This is a genomic window from Stenotrophomonas sp. CFBP 13725 (assembly GCF_014841935.1).
Lineage (GTDB): Bacteria > Pseudomonadota > Gammaproteobacteria > Xanthomonadales > Xanthomonadaceae > Stenotrophomonas.
Map to the genome: position 1 here is coordinate 12,627 of NZ_JACYUV010000006.1, position 18,740 is coordinate 31,366.

General features: G+C 59.4%; 18 protein-coding genes. 17 read left to right on the forward strand and 1 reads right to left on the reverse strand.

Translation table 11 applies throughout. From position 1 onward, the window contains the following. Positions 1-18 precede the first annotated feature (18 nt). Entirely contained in the window at positions 19-792 is a 774-nt protein-coding gene (locus tag IFT65_RS11840) for a hypothetical protein (RefSeq protein WP_192081597.1), read from the forward strand. Positions 793-813: 21 nt separating this feature from the next. Further along, on the forward strand, positions 814-1,887 hold the full coding sequence (locus IFT65_RS11845) for a hypothetical protein (protein ID WP_192081598.1): 1,074 nt from the start codon (positions 814-816) through the stop codon (positions 1,885-1,887). Positions 1,888-2,077: 190 nt separating this feature from the next. Here the strand turns inward: IFT65_RS11845 and IFT65_RS11850 are convergent, their stop codons facing one another. Beyond that, entirely contained in the window at positions 2,078-2,365 is a 288-nt protein-coding gene (locus IFT65_RS11850) for a hypothetical protein (RefSeq protein ID WP_152477658.1), read from the reverse strand. A gap of 133 nt (positions 2,366-2,498) precedes the next feature. Here IFT65_RS11850 and IFT65_RS11855 point away from each other — a divergent pair, with 133 nt between their 5' ends. The 15 genes from IFT65_RS11855 to IFT65_RS11930 all read left to right on the forward strand — a co-directional run bounded on the left by IFT65_RS11855 (position 2,499) and on the right by IFT65_RS11930 (position 18,501). Beyond that, positions 2,499-3,026, forward strand: a complete 528-nt coding sequence (locus tag IFT65_RS11855) for a hypothetical protein (RefSeq protein WP_192081599.1) — start codon at positions 2,499-2,501, stop codon at positions 3,024-3,026. A gap of 108 nt (positions 3,027-3,134) precedes the next feature. Then, on the forward strand, positions 3,135-3,824 hold the full coding sequence (locus IFT65_RS11860; RefSeq protein WP_192081600.1) for a DNA N-6-adenine-methyltransferase: 690 nt from the start codon (positions 3,135-3,137) through the stop codon (positions 3,822-3,824). Positions 3,825-4,221: 397 nt separating this feature from the next. Further along, complete coding sequence (locus IFT65_RS11865) at positions 4,222-4,491, forward strand: ribbon-helix-helix protein, CopG family (RefSeq protein WP_192081601.1); 270 nt, start codon at positions 4,222-4,224, stop codon at positions 4,489-4,491. Positions 4,492-4,537: 46 nt separating this feature from the next. Next, positions 4,538-6,187 carry a phage/plasmid primase, P4 family gene (locus tag IFT65_RS11870; RefSeq protein WP_192081602.1) on the forward strand — a complete coding sequence of 550 codons (1,650 nt, stop codon included), beginning with the start codon at positions 4,538-4,540 and terminating at the stop codon, positions 6,185-6,187. 63 nt (positions 6,188-6,250) lie between these two features. Beyond that, on the forward strand, positions 6,251-6,499 hold the full coding sequence (locus IFT65_RS11875) for a hypothetical protein (RefSeq protein ID WP_192081603.1): 249 nt from the start codon (positions 6,251-6,253) through the stop codon (positions 6,497-6,499). Positions 6,500-6,565: 66 nt separating this feature from the next. After that, the gene (locus IFT65_RS11880) at positions 6,566-7,585 is read left to right on the forward strand and encodes a zincin-like metallopeptidase domain-containing protein (RefSeq protein ID WP_192081604.1); all 1,020 of its coding nucleotides are present in this window, start codon (positions 6,566-6,568) and stop codon (positions 7,583-7,585) included. A 187-nt stretch (positions 7,586-7,772) separates the two neighbouring features. Next, the gene (locus IFT65_RS11885; protein ID WP_192081605.1) at positions 7,773-8,630 is read left to right on the forward strand and encodes a hypothetical protein; all 858 of its coding nucleotides are present in this window, start codon (positions 7,773-7,775) and stop codon (positions 8,628-8,630) included. Between the two features lie 18 nt (positions 8,631-8,648). After that, positions 8,649-9,050: a hypothetical protein gene (locus tag IFT65_RS11890; RefSeq protein WP_192081606.1), complete on the forward strand. Its 402-nt coding sequence runs from the start codon at positions 8,649-8,651 to the stop codon at positions 9,048-9,050. Between the two features lie 279 nt (positions 9,051-9,329). After that, complete coding sequence (locus tag IFT65_RS11895; protein ID WP_192081607.1) at positions 9,330-9,746, forward strand: hypothetical protein; 417 nt, start codon at positions 9,330-9,332, stop codon at positions 9,744-9,746. 97 nt (positions 9,747-9,843) lie between these two features. Then, positions 9,844-10,326: a hypothetical protein gene (locus IFT65_RS11900; protein ID WP_052811876.1), complete on the forward strand. Its 483-nt coding sequence runs from the start codon at positions 9,844-9,846 to the stop codon at positions 10,324-10,326. A gap of 223 nt (positions 10,327-10,549) precedes the next feature. Further along, positions 10,550-10,837: a hypothetical protein gene (locus IFT65_RS11905; protein ID WP_152620591.1), complete on the forward strand. Its 288-nt coding sequence runs from the start codon at positions 10,550-10,552 to the stop codon at positions 10,835-10,837. Beyond that, complete coding sequence (locus tag IFT65_RS11910; protein ID WP_042613088.1) at positions 10,834-11,727, forward strand: transcriptional regulator; 894 nt, start codon at positions 10,834-10,836, stop codon at positions 11,725-11,727. Before IFT65_RS11905 ends, IFT65_RS11910 begins: the two co-directional genes overlap by 4 nt. A gap of 717 nt (positions 11,728-12,444) precedes the next feature. Further along, entirely contained in the window at positions 12,445-15,222 is a 2,778-nt protein-coding gene (locus tag IFT65_RS11920; protein WP_192081609.1) for a class I SAM-dependent DNA methyltransferase, read from the forward strand. Next, entirely contained in the window at positions 15,219-17,324 is a 2,106-nt protein-coding gene (locus tag IFT65_RS11925) for a pseudomurein-binding repeat-containing protein (protein WP_192081610.1), read from the forward strand. Before IFT65_RS11920 ends, IFT65_RS11925 begins: the two co-directional genes overlap by 4 nt. Next, positions 17,317-18,501 (forward strand): GIY-YIG nuclease family protein, encoded by a 1,185-nt coding sequence (locus tag IFT65_RS11930; protein WP_192081611.1) that lies wholly within the window; start codon positions 17,317-17,319, stop codon positions 18,499-18,501. The genes IFT65_RS11925 and IFT65_RS11930 overlap by 8 nt, the downstream gene beginning before the upstream one ends. Positions 18,502-18,740: the final 239 nt, after the last annotated feature.

Consider the following 18,740-nt stretch of genomic DNA (forward strand, 5'->3'; position numbering starts at 1 on the left):
TCCCCGCTTATGACCGGAATGCTGCCAATCCTGCGCGTCATGTTCCCCGACAAACCGCTCTTGTCGGTCGAAGACGTGGCACGTGTTCTCAACAAGACGGGGGCTGGCGGTTACGAACAAACCCGAGAACAGCTGGCCGCCGGCGTCATCGTTCCAGGTCTGCGCAAGCTCGGCGGCAGTTGGTTGGTTCCGGTGACGGCACTCGCTGATGCGCTGGACGGCTTGGTTGACGGAAACACTGCTGGGTTGGCTGTCCCCAAGCCGTTGCCCACAAGACACACGGTCACCCGGGCCAACCCCGTTGTTCCCCGAAAGGGCGGACGGGTTCCCGATCGGGCCAAGTCTATGGCGCTGGCCGACATGACATCCCTTTCCCTTGCGATGGCCACTCATCAGTCGGTCGAGTTCTGGCACGAGGTGCTGGCTTTGCTGGATTACGCCGCGGAACAGCCTGCGTTGATCCTCGCGCCCAGTGATGTCTTCGCCGAGCTCCAACCATGGGTGCGGCAGAACGCGCGAGTGGTGGGGCACGCGCACCTCCTACCGGTGAAAGAGCGTGACCAGGCGTTGGATACGGGCGAGGTCTGGGAAGCGATCTTGCCTGACGCGTTGCTGGAGCCGTGGATCAGTGTCGAGGCGCGCGATCCCTTCGATGACGCCATGAAGGACGCGCTAGCTGCCTTCCAGGGTGCCCAAGCCCACGCACGAAACCAGGACCGAGCTCGAGGGCTGGAGGACAGGCTGCCACCGGCCACGGCAGCAGAGAGCACGCGCAAGCCGTTCCGGTTCTAACCACTGAGAGAGAAGTGCGTTATGTCATTGGACTCAAAGCAGGAAGCGCTCGACAAGCTGATCGAACGCTACGGCAATACCTGCGGTTGGAACAACCCTCTGTTCGAGAGCGGCCATGGCGTGGCCTGGGAACGGCTCATCAAGGATGTTGAGAACCTCGCGGAGGCGGATCAGCCAGCCCTTAAAGCCGAAAAGGCGTGGGTGGCTGCCGAGGAAGCGTTGGCAGAAGCCATCCAGAAGCATTCCGCGGTCGGTTCAGACCACGTCGATCACACCAATGCACGCGTGGAAGCTTGCCGGCTAGCGCTGAGAAGGGCGAAGCAGCGGGCCGAGAAGTTGGGCAAATCGCCGACCCGCCCAAAACCTTGGAGTTCGGCGGAAGCAGCAGGGTTGCTGAACTTGTCGCAGAAAGTCTTTCGGGAGTTTGCGAAAGGCAGCAGTCCCACGGGCCCGTTGCTCCCGGACGACCGAACCCACGCCGCGATTGGCATCGCTCGATTGCTGGAATGGGCCGATGCTCATCCCCGGCTTCGCCGCTGGCGAGAAAGCCGGGAAACCGGCAAGCCATTGGGGCAGCGCGTGCCAATGCCGCCCCAGACACGGTTCAAGGTCGTGCAGGAGGTCCAAGTGGATTTTTCCCTGATCGAAGGCAAAGTCTCTTCCTTGGACTTGTCGAAGTGGAGCGAGGAAGAGCGAGAGATGTTCCTGCACATCTGGCGATCCAAAGCCGGAGCGTTGCAGGTGGACGAGCGAGGCATCGCGATGCTCCAGACGGCGACGTTGCCCCACGTGCTACAGCAGCCTTGGGTCGACCAGGTGCTTAAAGATGTGTGGGTGAACCAATACACAAAAACGCTGGGAGACATCCAAAGCGAGCTCCAAGCGCACTTTGCCCAAGTCCAAGGCGCGATCCCCCATCTTGCCCTGGAAGAGGGGAGGGAGGACGGTGAAGACGCTTACCAGACGTTGGTGAAGCAATGGACCGATGCGAGCCGGGAGCTTGCCGGGCAGATGAGCGAGGTGCGCGCCGCGATCTTGGACGTGACCCTCCCGCCGGCCCAACCTCGCCGCAAGCCGCCGCCCTTTCGCTTCTGAAGCCAGAGGCGAGTAGCAAGTAGCAAGTAGCAAGAGCGCGGCGGCTGCTCGCCGCCCAAAGGCGTGGTGGAGAAAGTCGAGAGGGCCGCGGCCCCCGCCGCAGCCTTGGAGCTCGTGCACCTGCCCCGGTAGACAGGGGCTTTTTTGTGCGTGTCAGCCGGGCAAAGGGGGAGCTCCCCCTTTTAGCCCATCACTGCGTCCGGATCGGGGGATTCTGTTCCCACACCAACACGGACCCGCCGCCATGCTCCCGATCGTCCTCCAGCTTGACCCCGCCGCCGCCCGTCATCATCGGGCCTTCCTCACCCCACAGGCATTGGCGGATGTCCTCGCAGATGCGCTCCCGCAGGCCTTGGCCCAGTTCGACGAAGGTGTAAGCCCCGTCGCCATGGTGGCCTGCGGCGACCTGACGGGCCTTCAGGCCTATCAGGTCCTCACCCTGCAGATCGCCACCTTGGATCGCTTCTTGGGCGCTCACGAAGCCGCCAGCGTTTGATTGCCTGGCACGGCTAGAGAAATCCTCAGCCGAGATCGGCCCACCCAAACCCATCTTCGTGAAACGCGGCCTCCTGACCGTGCCAGCGAAGCTTTGCCTGAAAAAAGGAAACCCCATGAAGCGTCTTTACCTTGTCTCCATCTCTTTCCAGGTGGACGTTACCTACCTTATCCCGCTGCGTGGCACCACTCCCGATGGAGTGGTCAACGAGCTGCTCGCACTTGATCCCAAGCTGGCTGCGAAGCGGCTGAAGAAGAGGGCCGACTATTTCGTCACGGGCATGGATCGCTGCTTGTGCGCCGGACTGAAGGGAGAAATCTTGAAGGAGGTTCCTGAGCGCTCTTTTGACCGAGCGGATGAGATCTCTATGCCGCGTGGCTTGCACGCTTGGCCTCGCGCAGTGCATGTGAACGGCCACGGCTTGGCCAGCAAAGCCTTCGAGTTCAAAGCAGCGTCCTTGAAGGACGCGCTCGATCAGTTCGATCTCGTCGCTCCGGTTGATCTTGAGTATGCACCGTGGAGCATCTGGGGGATTGGTCTGGACCCTGATCTCTCCGCCGATGGTCATCCGGGATGGACCCCGGAGGTAGAGGAAAGTGACTTGGATGACATCGGATACGCGCTGGAAACCACGCTGCGCTGACCTTTATCTCTTGGACCTACTCGCAACGGCGTAGCGCCATGAGCTCGCGTCGTCTCATCTGAACTCGCGGACCGACCGCGTGCATCGCTTCGCATCTGGAGACCCTAAATGAACCCGACTTTGTGCTCCCCCGAGACCTCCTCCCTGCGTCTTCCCAACCATCGTAAGAACACATCGGTCCCTCGCGCCACCAAGCTTGCTGCCGCCACGGTCGGTTACGACCGCCTGCCGGCCGCGGAGAGCACCGACACCTGGCTCACCCCGCCGGAGTTGATCTGGGGCAGCCCCAAGGACGGCTACAGTGGTCTTGGTCCCTTCGATATCGATCCGTGCACGCCCGAGGAAGGCATGCCATGGCCCACGGCGTCTCGGATGCTGAAGCCGAGCGATGACGGCCTGGCGACGCTTTGGCCCAAGGACGCTTTCGTTTTCATGAACCCGCCGTTCGGTCGGGGGCAGGATGCCTGGATGGAAAAAATGGCCAATCATCCGGGCGGCGGAATCGCGCTGGTGTTCGCTCGGACGGAAACGCTTTGGTTCCAGAGGTTCGTGATCAATCACCCGAATGTCAGTGCGCTGGTATTTCAGCAGGGCCGCCTGAGTTTCCACCGGGCAAATGGCGAGGTTGGAAACGCGCCGCCCGCTGGCCCGGCTTGGATTGCATACGGGGAGGAGGGCGCCCGCCGGCTGAAGCTCGCGGTGAAAGAGGGGCTGATCCGCGGAACCTGTCTTGAGCTGGACTTTGCACGCGTGGGCCCGGTGACGGCGGCTGACCTTGGGGCGGCAAACGAAGAGTAAAACGGTAAAGGGATCAGGCCGGAGGCCAGCCCTTTCACTTCCAAAGCCGTTTTTGCTCTAGCCGCTTTTGCTCTTGCTTTTCCCTAACAGGTAACAAGCACGTGTTACCCCCTTGTTACCCGTGAAAGCACTGTCCCATAAGGAGGTAACAAGGAGTAACAAGGTAACGGGTGGATCCAGAGCTCCCGACAGCTATATGCGCAAGTGTGCCGCAAGTCCTGATCCGTTTTTCTTGCATGGATCTCTTAAACGACTTGTTACCTTGTTACCACCTGTTACCCCCAATAAGCATAAGGGTTTAAGGGGTAACAGGTAGGTAACAAGCACTTGTTACCTCGCAAGCAGATACTTGAGCTAGTTCACGCTTCCATGATCATTTGAAGCATGAAAGGCAGAAATGAACATCGGTAAGCGTCAAGCCTTGCCAGGTATGAAAAGCCTGCTTAGATGGATTTGTGGTCACAACAGGACCACAAGTCAAGAAACGGAGCAGGTAGTGAAGACGAAACGCGAAAAGACCGCACGGGATGAGTTGTTGAAAGCCCGGGTCAGCAAAAGTTTTAAGGCGTTGGTGGAGGAGACGGCGGTGGCCCGTGGGCAAACCCCTTCCGAAGCCATGCGTCAGGCGCTTCAAGAGTGGGTGCATCGACCCGGTCAAGCGGCATAAAAAACCCCGGGTGCGAACCGGGGCGTTTACAACCAAGGATTACAAGATGAAGAGTAAAGCGAACACTGGCGCTGTCAAGCGCGGGGAGGCCAATGGCGACGCCGTTGATCAGGCTCCGAAGAAAAAGGGTAAGGCCTACCGGGCCGAGGCCAACCTCAACGAGGCCGCGGATGATCTGGGCATCGTGGGCGAAGACCTCTCGTTCGAGTTGGCCTATGCCGACGACATGCGACGCGGCAACCAGTTCCGCATTGGCGGCAAGATGGACAATGGCGAGATCGATATTTCGCTTTATCAGTGGGATGAAGCCGAAGGCATCTGGGCCCTGCAAGCCACTCGGGAAGTGGAGGCCCACGCCTTGGATTGGATGCGCACGCATGCACCGGAGGACGCCAAGCAGAGCAGCGCGGCCAGCTGCGTCAGAACCGCGATCCTGGAGATGATCCGCTTGCCGGGCATGAAGCTGCCCGAGAGCCAGCATCGGGCCATTGTGCCGCTGAAGGGTGGCTACCTGGAGATCCTCAAGGGCTCCGACAAGAAGGCCTACATCGAATACCTGCCGGCCGATCCCAAGCACGGGATTACCTCTCTGGTTCCAGCGAAGCTCAACCTGGATCAGGTGCGCGACGGGCGCTACACCCCCAAGCCGTTGGACCCCAAGTCCCGCTGGGCCAAATACCTTGACCGCTTCATGCCGGACATGGCCGTGCGGGGGCTGCTTCAAGAGGCGATGGCGTCTTCGGTCATGCCGATGTGCCTGGAGAAAGCCTTCCTGCTGCTGGGCAGCGGCAGCAACGGGAAGAGCACCTTGCTTCATGTTCTCCGCGCAATCCACCCCAAGAACACCGCGGTTCGCATCGACAAGCTGGATGGGCAGTTCGCGATGGCCCCCCTTGCTTCCAAAACCCTTTATCTGGCGACAGAGGCGCCCAAGGTCCTTTCCGATGCTATCCAGCAAGTCATGAAGGCCCTCATCTCACGTGACCCCATGTCTGCCGAGAACAAGGGCAAGGATGCTTACACCACGGTGCCGCGGGGCACGCTCTTTCTTGCTCTGAACGCCATGTTCTCGGTCACGAGCCACGAGCACGGCTTCTGGCGAAAGATCTGCATGATTCCCTTCAACGTGCGCCTGGCCGAGAACGACAAGGACCGCGATCCGGATTTCCACAAGAAGCTGACCGAAGACCCGACTGAAATGGCCGTGATCATCGATTGGCTTCTGGAAGGAGCTCTGCGCCTCATCGAGCGTGGCGGCCTGCCCGAGGAAATGCCCGAAGCCGTCAAGGCGCTTGCCGAGCAGACCCGACAGGAAACAGACACCACGGCTTCCTACTTCGCCGAGCGCATGGTGATCGAGGAAGACGGCACGTGGACCGACAAGAATGACATCTACGACGACTACCGCAACTACGTGCTGGATGAGTTGGGCCGTAAGCCGGTGGGCGCGGAGGAGCTCTGGAAGCGCGTGCGCGAACGCATGCCGGGCATTCAGCAGAAGCAGAAGAAGGCCTCGAAGAGCGCCAAGGCCGAGCGCTGGGTCAACCTGCGCGTGGGAGGGCTGAAGCCTCGAATGGAGGGCGGCGCTCTCCAACCCCCCTCGGATGAAGGTGTCCCCTTGGGTGACCCTCTGAGCAAAGAGGCACTGGAAGCAATCGCCCTCCTGTCAGGCACGCCGATGGCAGAGGCCGCCTAGGGCTTTACATCCGCCGCAGGTGCGCTATTGCAAGGGGGTATCCCAACCAAAAAAGGAGCCCCCATGCAACCGCTCATCCCATCCATTCCCGACGACGCGTTCCACGAGGAGGCGATCACCGCCGCTGACCTGGAAGGCCCCGAAGGCCCCGAGTTTGATCCGCAATACCTCATCGTGCAGTCCGCCTTTGGCCTTCACATCACGCCAGGCAGCGATGGCGACGAGGGACTGCGAAGCGAGAACGATATCGCCGCACTGGTCCGGAAAGCGCTCTATCACCGCAAGACCCTGACGCTACACATCGAGTTCTAACCCATCCACCCACGACCACCTGTTTTAAGAGGCGCAGGCGGTTGAAAAAGATTTGAGGCAACCCGCATGTCCAAGTATTCCGATCTCATCCAGGCCACCGCCGAGCGCATGCTCGATCTGATGAAGCAGGGCACCATCCCCTGGCGCCGTCCCTGGAACGACCCCAACGCCCCGCAGAACGGCAGCATCAACGGGCCCTGGAACCCCACCACGGGCAAGGCCTATCGGGGCAGCAACACGCTGATCCTGCGCGGGGCCCAACTGGTGCACGGATACGAGGACAGCCGATGGTTGACCTTCAAGCAGGGGCTTTCCGTCGGTGCCCAGGTCAGGCGAGGCGAAAAGGGGCAGCAGATCGCTTACTGGGATTTCAGCAAGACCGGCAAGGCGCAAGAAGGTGAGCAGCCCACCGTTGAAACCGAAGAGAAGGGCTACCAGGGCCCATCCGTCTTTGTGGCAACCGTTTTCAACGCCAGTCAGATCGACGGCATGCCTGAGCCTCCGCCGCCCTTTGTTATGCCCGAGACGGTCCGCAACCTGCGGGTTCGGAAGCTGCTGGACCGTCACCAGCCGAAGGTTCACCACGACGGTGGCAACCGGGCGTTCTATAGCGTCGTTGCCGATTCAATCCACCTGCCTAAGCGGGCCGCATTTAAGGACGATATAGATCTTCAGGGAGTGCTGCTCCACGAACTCGCCCACTGGACCGGAGCGAAGCACCGGCTCGACCGAGACCAGGCCGGACGATTCGGCAGCCAGGATTACGCCAAGGAGGAGTTGGTTGCAGAACTCTCCAGCCTCTTCATTTCCGAGCGCTTGGGCATTGGCTTGGGCAAGGAGCACGAAGAGCAGCACGCCGCCTACTTGCAGTCTTGGATGAAAGCCTTGGCCGACGACCCCAAGTGCCTGTTTCGCGCAGCCTCCCAAGCCGAGAAGGTCATGACCTTCCTCGACATCCCGGCGTTCGAACGCGAACCGCTGCCGCAGGTCAAGAAAGAACAGGAGGCCGAGAAGGTCTCAGTGCCGGCAGCCAGGGGCACGGGGAACGAAAGGACCAGGGCGCAGGCAGAGAGAACCTATGTATGAAGGCGGAGTGGGCTAACAACACGGCATGACATGGACGCGAGGACAAACTGCGCCTAGGATTTGGGGACCCTTTCCCGCTGAACCGTCCGAAAGAGGCTGGCGCCAAAAGTTTGACAGGCAATCGAGCATCAGAGCTTGCGCCGGAATGACTTGAGTGCGTTAGGATCAGCCAATCCGCATGGGGCGAATGGAAGCGTATATGCCGAATCCAAACGAAGGTATCGACTACGGGTTGACTACCGCACAGTCCTATGATGGCCACAATCGTGGCGAACATCCGACTTACACCGTTGACCGCCTGGCAAATGAGGAAGAGCAGAGACGAATCAACGAGCGTTTCGGCGACCTTGCCAAGGGCGCCTCCAGCTCAGGCGGTGAATGGACCCGGAGCGGATCGTCACATGGGTTTCGATCAGCGCTAGGAGTGCTCATTAAGGCGGTTCTCATTGCTGGCATTGGCCTCACACTGCTGCTTGCCATCGCAGTGGCCATTCCTCAGTCGAGAAGCCAGACCTTGATGGGGCTTTCAATATTGACAGCGATACCGCTGGAGTTAGCGCCTGGCGCGTTCAGGGACGAGGCTCCCACAGCTTCAATCTCTAGGAATCTCCGAATCAGGCCGGTCGCACAGCGGCTCAATGTGAAGGTGATGCGTGCTTTCGATCAGCGTGTGCTGAAAAGTGGAAAGCATTGGGCGAGTTTGTCTATCAAGGAAAAGAGCTTTCTCCTCGCAACTTTTCGCGCTAAGACTCAATGGGAGAGAGAGGAGTATTTCATCTTGCTCGAAGAGTCTGAGCAGGCACGCTACAGCCTCGCCTTTGCGGACATGATCAACGAGGCGGCGGCGCTTGATCCGGTGCTGGCCAATAGAACATGGACGATATTGGAGCCTGGCGACGATTTAAGCGAAGGGGTGATGAGGCAGCTCGAAGATACGCCTTTCTCCGGCGGATGGCGGGATAAATGCCTTTGGTTGTCGAATAAAATTTACTACAGGGCGATGCGTGCTAAGCAAGTGCGAGTCGCTAACTCCGCAGCAAGCTAACCAAATAGGATGGTGAGAATGGCTATTGCAAAATCAGGTTCAACGCGGGTTGTCGCGTTGACGATGCTGTTAGGCGTTATCGGATCGACCCACGCCGGTGATCCGAAGTGGATACTCATGTTTACGCCTGCACCAGGTGCGCCTCAGGTGTTCTACTCGCCGACGACAGCTCGGATTGAAGACGATAGGGGCACAAAGATCCGCGCTGTCGACGTGCGAGCGGTCGCTGCAGATGGACAAGAGCATCGGGAGACCTGGAAGGTCGTGGTCGCTGCGTGCGTGCCGGGAAAATACGTTGACGTGTCTATTTATACAGATGGCCAGCTCACCGGCGCGCAGCGCAGCCTTTCATTGACAAACACGAGGCTTGATTCGACCCGCATGGCTCGCGTCGCGTGCGGCTTGACACCCGCTCCGTGATCTCACCCACTGCGAGGCGAGTCGGTGCGTGAAGGATGTTCCTGCAGTAGTGTCCTGCCGCCGGACTGATGGTAGAGCGATGGTTGCTGGAATGCATCAGTAACCGCGTTTCAGGGACTACTGGGCTTGCGCGGACGCACAAAGCCAGGATCCGCCCCGGCTTCGGCCACGGTTCTAAGCCAAGAGAAGGCGGCTTTCGCCGCCTTTCTCGTTTTAGTCCCTTGCTCAACTCCATTTTTTTGTTATGGGTATATCTACCTACACAAAAAAGGAGTTTGTATGCGCATCATCTCTTGTTCCATGATTGCCGGCATGCTGTTGCTCGCATCGGGATGTTCCGTCGGATCCGATGGCCAGCCGCGTGGCGTGGTCCGTTCTGAACCTCTACAGCTGGTCGGAGAAGTTGACTTGCCGAAGAGCGCGACCGCAGAGGACATTCCTGCTCTGCTGAAATCTGGCGGAGTGACTTGGGACGATTTCGGCGGTGAGATCACTCTGGAGGGGCCCTTCGTCGATAGTGCTGCGATCTCCGGTCGTTCGCTGGTGGTGGCCAATGACCCGTTCAGCTCAAAGACCCGGTTTATTGCACGACCTGGCGGTCAATCGCGTCTGACGACGCTCGTCGTCTGTGTCCGAGGGGAGGGGGCGACCGCCACAGCGTCCGATCTCAACTTGGGTGATGTTTGTAAGAGATAAGAGAAGGCGGCGAATGCCGCCTTTTCCTTGTCTGAGCCTCTTGCGCAAAGCCAACCGTTTGTTATGGGTATATCAACCCATACGAAATAGGACCTCCATGCGCGCACTGATTCTTTCTCTGGCCCTCGCCAGCCTGCTCCCGCTCACTGCCTCGGCCGCGGATGACACGTCGGCCCGCCGATACGGCACCAGCGAAACCTTGTCCGTTCAGAACGCCCGCCTGGGCGAGGTGTTGATGGTCCGCAGCGTGGACATCAAGAGCGACAAGCGTCTAAACGCCGGTTCCGCTATTGGCGCCGCCCTAGGTTACGCGTCCGTGCGAGACGTGAACAAAAACTATCGAAACGCTTCTCGTATTGCGGCCGGGACCATCGGCGGGGTGGCTGGCACGGCGGTTCAGAATGGTTTGAGCAAACGCCGGGGCGTGGAGGTGTATGTCAGGGATTTAGAGAGCGGCAAGGTGATTGCCATTGTCCAGGCCGATGATCTGCCGATCCGAGTCCAGGACCAAGTCTTCTTAGTTGGGAAGGGCAGCAAGACCCGCGTCGTGCCCGTCGTGCCGATGGAGGGGCAACGCTGATGACGTGGAACGCATTTTCTCGTAAGCGCTCCGCTGCCTCATTGACCATCGAAGACTTCAGGCAATGCGGGCATCTAATCCTGGATGGCATGGACTGCTCCCCTGCGCAATCTCATGAGCCGCACCACCTGCCAATGGCTTGGAATCTGAAGCCCAGCCAGTGGGGCCAACCTCTCACTTTCCAGGCGCACCCGCTGAGGAGTCGCGGGGCAGGCCGCCGATGATGAGCGCGCTTCTGCTTGTGGTGCTGCTGGGGCTGATGCTCACGGTGCCGTATTGGACCCTCAATCGCTTCAGGAACGCGAAGACTGCATGGATACGCGTGCGCGCAGGAGAGCGACACGGCCGAACCTACGGCCGCTTCGTTATCCAGGCCGGCTTGTTTGGGGTGGGAGTCATCTTCCTAGCGATGGTTGCGGCGGTGGGCACGTTCGGTGCGTGGCCGGTTGGCCTCTTCCTGCTTCTGGCCTGCGTGGGTGCATGCGTTGCCGCACGTGGAGCGAGGCAATGAGCCGCGTGCGCTCCACCTTGTTTGCGCCAAGCGCGCTGTCGAATAGCGGCGGCATTGAGTTGCTGCCCATGCCTCCAGGCATTCAGGCCATCTACGACGCAGGCCAGCGCAACACGCCTTACAGCGCCGACGTCGACGTCGCCCTGGCTGCCCACTGCCAAGCCCACGGCGAGCCGGAACAGATTCAGCACGCCCAGCGCGTGGACACCTGCGATGCCATGCCCAGCCACCCGGCAGAGCGCTACCGGGCTTACGTGAGCCAGCGCCGTTACGCGGTTCGCGCCTACTTTGAGGCAGGCAAGCACCCTGAAGAAATGGCCCGGGTGCTGGCGGTGCCTGTCCACACGATCCGCAGCGACCTGGCAACCATGCGCTTGCGTCACCAACGCCTCCCGTCTCCTAGCCTCGCCAAGTTTTCACCTTCAGCAATCCAGAGCTTGCTGGACCAGGGACTCACACAAGGCAAGTTAGCGAAGCGTCTCGGGGTGTCCCATCAAGCAGTCAGCCAGTTCTGCTTGGCGAACGGTCTTACCAATCCTGCCCATTCGCGACGCCGAAAAAGGATAACCGAGCGGCAGGAAAGGGTGCGCCTCTTAAGCGCCGAAGGCCTTTCAAACAGCGAGATGGCGAAGCGCTTGGGCGTTCCGGCGCATGTGGTGTCAGGTGACCGCGTGACCTTAAAACTGCCGCGCCGCAAGACGCCGATTGACGAGTTCACTCTGCTCGGCTTGAGCCGTGCGGAGGTGCAAGGCCTGTTGGTGCGGTTTGAGACCGTCGGTGCGGTAGCGCGCCACTTGAAAACCAGTTCTGCCCAGGTCTCTCAATACCTGAAGCGAGCGGAGCTCAAGGCACCACGTGATGACCGGGGACAACACGGGTCGAAGCGATGACTTGGACCTTTGCACCATGACATCACGTAACCGCGGCCTGGGTGGTCACTGCCCGCAGCACGTCCAAGCCCTATTGGACCAGGGCCTCACTCAGCGCGCCCTGGCCGAACGGGTGGGGGTCACGCACCAAGCCGTGAGCCGCTTCGTGCACCGCCATGGCCTCCTTTCTGGGGGGCTGCAGGCCTACCGATCATGGCAAGCTGACCAAGTGGCTCAACGTCGCCGGCAGGTGCGACAGCTGCTGAAAGAGGGGCGGACGTCGGCGGATGTGGCGGCCCGGTTGGGGGTGTCCATCGCCACGGTCAGTTTGGACCGCCGGGCGCTCGGCGTTGGTCGCGCATTCAAGGGGGCCGAGGGGCGGACCTTGCGGGGACTGGGCCGCGCCCAGGTCCAGACGCGCTTGAGGGCCATCAGCAGGGCTCAGTTGGCTCGGGAGCTGGGGGTGAGCAGTTCGGCGGTCTACCGCTTTTGCCGACACGCAGACCTGCATGCCCGAGTGGACCGGAGCCGCGCCGCTAGCGCCTGTTCTACTTCCGTTCCGGCCCGAAAGGCTTAGAGCCAAGGAGGACGCCGCGAGTCAGCGCCTTAGGGGGTGCTTTCCGAGTCTGAGGCACTGGCCCCATTGGCTATCGCTGGCCGATAATATCAACCCAGAGGCAGCTCTCTCGCTTCCCCTGCAATCGGCGCTACCCAGTGGCGACACCAACAGAAGCGCGAATGAACGCAGTAGAGATCGAAGAAGCCCTATCAGCCTTGGCCATCGAGTCCTTCGATGGCGGAGAGTTTCCTTTCGCCTTCCTGATGGCGTTCGGCAACAAGGATGCGACCATCAGGCGGCTGCGGAAGGGCGACAGCAATGCGTCGGACGTGCCCGGCGGCGTGCTCCAGCGCAATAACATCCACATTGCCACCTGCGCACCGGGCGACGTCCACACAACCCTTCAGGCTTTAAGGGCAAGCCCAAAGAGCCAGACCGCCAAGCCCAAGTTCCTGCTGGCGACGGACGGGCAGACGCTGGAGGCCGAGGATCTGGCAAGCGGAGAGGTGCTGGCCTGTGAGTTTGAGCAGTTCGCCGATCACTTTGGGTTCTTCCTGCCCCTGGCCGGAATCTCCACGGTCAAGGAGATCAAGGACAACCCCGTGGACGTGCGAGCCACCGGGAGGCTGAACAAGCTCTACGTCGAGTTGCTACAGAACAACAAGGACTGGGCAGGCGAAGAGCGGCGCGCGGACATGAACCACTTCATGGCTCGCTTGGTGTTTTGCTTTTTTGCCGAAGACACGGACATCTTCCAAGGGACGAGCCTGTTCACTCGCACCTTGGAGCAGATGAGCGAGCGCGATGGATCGAATGTCCACGAAGTTTTGGGGACCATCTTCCAGACCATGAACATTGCTGTAAGTGATCGTCCTGCGGCAAAGCTACCTCGATGGGCTGAGCATTTTCCCTACGTCAACGGCGGCCTGTTCTCGGGCAGCACGGACGTGCCCAACTTCACGCGCACGGCGCGCTCCTACCTCCTTCGGACGGGCGAGCTCAATTGGAAGCAGATCAACCCCGATATCTTCGGGTCGATGATTCAGGCGGTGGCTGACGAGGACGAACGCGGCGCGCTGGGCATGCACTACACCAGCGTTCCGAACATCCTCAAAGTTCTCAATCCATTGTTCTTGGATGACTTGCGAGGTCAGCTCGAAGCTGCAGGCGACAACAAGGCGAAGCTGCTGAATCTGCGCAAGCGCATGGCACGAATTCGGATATTTGATCCGGCCTGCGGAAGTGGGAACTTCCTCGTGATCGCTTACAAACAGATGCGTGAGATCGAGGCCGACATCAACAGGCGAAGAGGGGAGTCTGACCTGCGCACGGAGATCCCCTTGACGAATTTTCGAGGTATTGAGTTGCGAGAATTTCCGGCGGAGATTGCACGGCTGGCGCTCATCATTGCTGAGTTCCAGTGCGACGTGCTCTACCGCGGCCAAAAGGAGGCGCTGGCCGGGGTCCTTCCTTTGGATTCTCAAAACTGGATTACGACTGGAAATGCGTTGCGATTGGATTGGTTTGCTTTATGTCCCCCGGCGGGAGTTGGTGTTGATATATATGATGACAGCCTTTTTGGGGTTTCAGCAGATCAATCGCGAATAGTCTTTGAAAATGAGGGCGGGGAGACCTATATTTGCGGCAACCCCCCTTATCTGGGAAACACCTGGCAAACCCCTGAGCAAAAGTCGGAGCTTCGCGATATTGCGAAGGGTCGAACTACCTCGGTAGGGTTTCTGGACTATGTGGCGGGGTGGTTCCTGAAGGCGTCGGATTACCTGTCGAGGAATGGTGGCTCTGTGGCGTTTGTAAGCACAAACTCGATTTGTCAGGGTCAATCGGTGCCGATACTGTGGCCGATAATATTCGAGGCTGGCTGCGATATATCGTTCGCGTATACCTCGTTCAAGTGGGAAAATCTAGCCAGCCACAATGCCGGAGTGGTGGTGGTGATCGTCGGCATGTCCGCTGGCCTGAGTGCCCCGAGACGTCTTTACGAGCATCAGGATGGCGGGCCGGTCGTCGTGCGCGAAGGTGCATCGATCACGCCATATTTAACTGTCGGGCCGCGCGTTATCGTTGAGAAGCAAGGCACTCCAATGTGTGGGCAAGCCACAATGGAGTTCGGTAATAAGCCAAGCGATGGCGGTTATCTTCTACTGAGCCCGAACGAGCTGGCTGCGATGGCGCTAACTGGAAAACAGCGTGAAACACTTATCCGGCGTATTCATGGATCGCAGGATTTCATTAGTGGTTCGCCCCGGTTCTGCATCTGGATAGATGACGAAAATTTGGACGAAGCTCTAAAGGTTCCGGCTCTGAGTAGCCGCATTGAAGCAGTTAGGCAGCTGCGGCTCGCTAGCCCAGATAAAGGAGCTAGAACTATTCTGGCAAAGCGGCCGCATCAGCTGAAGCTGATGCGTATCGGGAAGTCGCGAACGATTGTTGTTCCAGGGGTTTCGTCAGAGCGGCGTGACTACTTGCCAGTCGGGATCGTCGATGGAAGAACGACGTTAACAAACCTTGCGTTTGGCATGTATGACGCGCCGGTCTGGAATATGGCTCTTGTTGCATCACGCCTCCACTTGGTGTGGATTGCCACGGTCTGCGGAAAAATGAAGTCTGACTTTCGCTACTCGAATACTATGGGCTGGAATACGTTCCCTGTGCCGTCGCTTACTGAGCAGAATAAGACTGACTTGACACGCTGCGCAGAAGATATTTTGATCGAGCGTGAGAGGTATTTTCCGGCCACTATTGGAGAGCTCTATGAATCGGGCGGTATGCCGGAAAGCTTGCGCATCGCGCATGAGCGAAATGACGAAGTCCTGGAGCGAATCTACATCGGTCGCCGATTCAAGAACGACACCGAGCGGCTCGAAAAGCTGTTTGACCTCTACACCAAGATGACGGCCGCCCAAGGCAAGCCGAAGAAGGGAGCAACGCGCAAATGAGCACGGAAGCCAATCCGACCAACCATCACGCCGTCCCGGCCGTCTCCATTGCTACGGCGCGTACAGGCGTCTCGAGCAAGGTTAACGCCTTGGGCATGCGTCCGATGCAGGAGCTTGCTTACGCCAGGCGCGGGGAGCAGTTCTTGCTGATCAAATCGCCCCCCGCCTCCGGCAAGTCTCGTGCGTTGATGTTCATTGCCCTGGACAAGATCGAGAGCCAAGGCCTCAAGCAGGCGCTGATTGTGGTTCCTGAAAAATCCATCGGCGGCAGCTTCGCTGACGAATCACTCACCGAGCAGGGTTTCTGGGCCGATTGGGTGGTGCGGCCCCAATGGAATCTTTGCAATGCGCCCGGCGAAGACAACGGCAAGGTCGCCAAGACGAAAATAAAGGCGGTAGGGCAGTTCCTCGCCAGCGTCGACAAGATACTGGTCTGCACGCATGCGACGTTCCGGTTTGCAGTGGAAGAGTATGGCATTGACGCCTTTGATGATCGCCTCATCGCTATCGACGAATTCCATCATGTCAGCAGCAACCCGGACAACAAGCTGGGCAGTCTGTTGGGCCAGCTCATCACGCGCGATCGGGTCCACGTGGTTGCCATGACGGGTTCCTATTTCCGGGGCGACGCGGTCGCCGTGCTGTCCCCGGAGGACGAGAACAAGTTCGAGATGGTGACCTACACCTATTACGAGCAGCTCAACGGCTACACCTATCTCAAGTCGTTGGACATTGGCTATTTCTTTTACACCGGGCGGTATCTGGACGCGATCATGAAGGTGTTGGACCCGGCCTTGAAGACCATCATCCATATCCCCAACGTCAATGCCCGCGAAAGCCTGAAAGACAAGCACAAGGAGGTGGACGAGATTTTGGGGGCATTGGGTGAGTGGAAGGGGCGCGACGAGGTCACCGGTTTTCACCTCATCGAGCGGGCCGATGGCCGCACACTGAAAGTCGCTGACCTGGTCGACGACAGCGACGCCGCTCGACGGTCAAAGGTGCTTTCAGCTCTCAAGGACCCGGACCAGAAGAACAACAAGGACAATGTCGACATCATCATTGCCTTGGGCATGGCTAAAGAAGGGTTTGACTGGATTTGGTGCGACCACGCGCTGACCATTGGCTACCGCAGCAGCTTGACGGAGATCGTTCAGATCATTGGTCGAGCTACCCGGGATGCTCCTGGCAAGGAGCGTTCTCGCTTCACCAACCTCATTGCAGAACCCACGGCGGACGAGGGGTCAGTGGTCGATGCAGTGAACGACACGTTGAAGGCCATCGCTGCCAGCCTGCTCATGGAGCAGGTGTTGGCGCCGCGGTTTGAGTTCACTCCAAAGGACCAAGGGCCCAGAGAAGGCTTCGATTATGGCGTTGAGGGCTATCAGGACGGCAAGGCGAATGTAGGCGTCAATGCCAAGTCTGGGCAGGTCCATGTCGAGGTCAATGGCTTGGCGACGCCCAAGTCCGCCGAGGCCGCTCGCATCTGTCGGGAGGATCTGACTGAGGTGATTACGGGCTTCCTTCAGAACAATACGGCGCTGGAGCGTGGGTTGTTTGACAAAGAGAACACCTTGCCTGAAGAGCTCACTCAAGTGCAGTTAGGCAAGATCGTGCGTGATCGTTACCCGGAGCTGAGCGACGACGACCAGGAGGCGGTGCGCCAGCACGCCATCGCTGCGCTCAACCTCACCCAGCAGGCCAAGTTGGTGCTGGCGGACTCCGACGCCAAGGGGGAGCAGGGCAACACCTCCCTGATCGAAGGAGTGCGCAAGTTCGTCAATGTGAGGGACTTGGACATCGACCTCATTGATCGGATCAACCCGTTTGATGCGGCCTACGCGGTTCTGGCCAAGGCAATGGATGAGAAGGTGCTGCGACAGGTGCAAGCAGCCATTGCTGCCAAGCGCCAGGCCATCTCTTATGAGGATGCCATGGACTTGGCCAAGCGGGCGGTAGCGTTCAAGAACGAAAGGGGCCGCCTGCCTAATATAGGGTCTGCCGACGCTTGGGAGCGCCGGATGGCAGAGGGCGTGGCTGCGTTGCAGACTCACGTCGCCAAGAAGAAGGTTGCTGAAGCGCGCGGAGGTTCCAATGGCTGACATGGAAGGCGAGGCGCTACTGGCGGCACTTGGCATCGAGGCTGCTCCCGTCAAGGCCAGCCACCACACGCCTCAAGAAGAACGCCTCATAGCAGGGTTCGAAGACATCCTGCGCTTCGTTCAGGAGCAGGGCCGTGCGCCGCTGCACGGGGAAGATCGAGACATTTTTGAGCGGCTCTACGCGGTGCGGCTTGATAAGTTGCGCGCCTTGACCAACGCACACCCACTGCTGGCGCCGCTAGATACGCCGGGGTTGCTGGCGGCATCTGGCAGCGATGGCGTATCAGCTTTACAAGACGGGCTCAGCGACACTGACGTGCTCGCCGAATTGGGTTTGAACGATAGCGCCGATGACATCACCCAGCTAACCCATGTCAGGTCCTACGAAGAGCGCAAGGCCGCCGAGGAGATTGCGACGCGGCAGCGCTGCGAGGACTTTGAGCGTTTCAAGCCGTTGTTCGAGCGCATCCAAGGCGACTTGGAGACAGGACTGCGCAAGACGCTGCGGTTTGGCCGGGATGGGAGCGTTGAGCCGGGGAACTTCTTCATCCTTGGCGGGCAAGTCGCCTACGTTGCTGAGATGGGCCAGGCGGTTCGGACGCCGAACGGAGAGTCCAACGCTAGGCTCCGGGTGATCTACTCCAACGGCACGGAGAGTGACTTGCTGCAGCGGTCGCTGCAGCGAGCGCTATACAAGGACAAGACAGGGCGTCGCATCACCGACGATGAGGTGGGGCCTCTCTTTGGTGACACGCTCGAGCCGGACGATATCGTCAATGGGACGATCTACGTCTTGAAGAGCCTGTCCGATCATCCTTTTGTTGCGGAACACCGAGATTTGATTCACAAGATCGGCGTGACCGGCGGGAAGGTGGAGACTAGGATCGCGAAGGCAGAACGGGATCCAACCTACATGTTTGCGAAGGTGGAAGTGGTTGCAACCTATAAGCTCTCAAACCTCAACCGAACGCGGCTGGAGAATATTTTTCATCGCATCTTCCAGTCTGCCAGGCTAGATCTGACCATCCCTGATCGCTTCGGTGCTCTAACAAAGCCGCGTGAGTGGTTCATGGTGCCCTTGTTCGTCATTGATGAGGCAGTTCGTCGCATTCAGGACGGTTCAATCACTGAGTATGTCTACGATCCGGCGTCTGCTCGGCTTGTGAGAACGCAATAGCTGTATTTAGATCGCCAAGGAGGGAGTAGTGGCTCGGAAAGGGAAGGGGCATCACAAAGGCCGAGGGGATCCTCTAAAAGGGAGTCCTCTCAATCGGCTCTCGTTCTATCAGGCTCGACCCATCAACCGCGATGCCTTGCGGGTAGTCGAGCCACAAGACGCGTCTCGCAAGCGAGTAGGTGCGACGGTCAAGCGTGACGTTGCACCCATACCGGCCAGGACCTCCAGGCATGGGCCTA

Excerpts from the sequence above, each read along its gene's own strand:
- IFT65_RS11920 (WP_192081609.1), top strand. The coding sequence starts at position 12,445 with ATGAACGCAGTAGAGATCGAAGAAGCCCTATCAGCCTTGGCCATCGAG.
- IFT65_RS11870 (WP_192081602.1), top strand. The coding sequence starts at position 4,538 with ATGAAGAGTAAAGCGAACACTGGCGCTGTCAAGCGCGGGGAGGCCAAT.
- IFT65_RS11930 (WP_192081611.1), top strand. The coding sequence starts at position 17,317 with ATGGCTGACATGGAAGGCGAGGCGCTACTGGCGGCACTTGGCATCGAG.
- IFT65_RS11855 (WP_192081599.1), top strand. The coding sequence starts at position 2,499 with ATGAAGCGTCTTTACCTTGTCTCCATCTCTTTCCAGGTGGACGTTACC.
- IFT65_RS11900 (WP_052811876.1), top strand. The coding sequence starts at position 9,844 with ATGCGCGCACTGATTCTTTCTCTGGCCCTCGCCAGCCTGCTCCCGCTC.
- IFT65_RS11890 (WP_192081606.1), top strand. The coding sequence starts at position 8,649 with ATGGCTATTGCAAAATCAGGTTCAACGCGGGTTGTCGCGTTGACGATG.
- IFT65_RS11880 (WP_192081604.1), top strand. The coding sequence starts at position 6,566 with ATGTCCAAGTATTCCGATCTCATCCAGGCCACCGCCGAGCGCATGCTC.
- IFT65_RS11845 (WP_192081598.1), top strand. The coding sequence starts at position 814 with ATGTCATTGGACTCAAAGCAGGAAGCGCTCGACAAGCTGATCGAACGC.
- IFT65_RS11865 (WP_192081601.1), top strand. The coding sequence starts at position 4,222 with ATGAACATCGGTAAGCGTCAAGCCTTGCCAGGTATGAAAAGCCTGCTT.
- IFT65_RS11885 (WP_192081605.1), top strand. The coding sequence starts at position 7,773 with ATGGAAGCGTATATGCCGAATCCAAACGAAGGTATCGACTACGGGTTG.
- IFT65_RS11895 (WP_192081607.1), top strand. The coding sequence starts at position 9,330 with ATGCGCATCATCTCTTGTTCCATGATTGCCGGCATGCTGTTGCTCGCA.
- IFT65_RS11905 (WP_152620591.1), top strand. The coding sequence starts at position 10,550 with ATGAGCGCGCTTCTGCTTGTGGTGCTGCTGGGGCTGATGCTCACGGTG.
- IFT65_RS11910 (WP_042613088.1), top strand. The coding sequence starts at position 10,834 with ATGAGCCGCGTGCGCTCCACCTTGTTTGCGCCAAGCGCGCTGTCGAAT.
- IFT65_RS11860 (WP_192081600.1), top strand. The coding sequence starts at position 3,135 with ATGAACCCGACTTTGTGCTCCCCCGAGACCTCCTCCCTGCGTCTTCCC.
- IFT65_RS11925 (WP_192081610.1), top strand. The coding sequence starts at position 15,219 with ATGAGCACGGAAGCCAATCCGACCAACCATCACGCCGTCCCGGCCGTC.
- IFT65_RS11840 (WP_192081597.1), top strand. The coding sequence starts at position 19 with ATGCTGCCAATCCTGCGCGTCATGTTCCCCGACAAACCGCTCTTGTCG.
- IFT65_RS11875 (WP_192081603.1), top strand. The coding sequence starts at position 6,251 with ATGCAACCGCTCATCCCATCCATTCCCGACGACGCGTTCCACGAGGAG.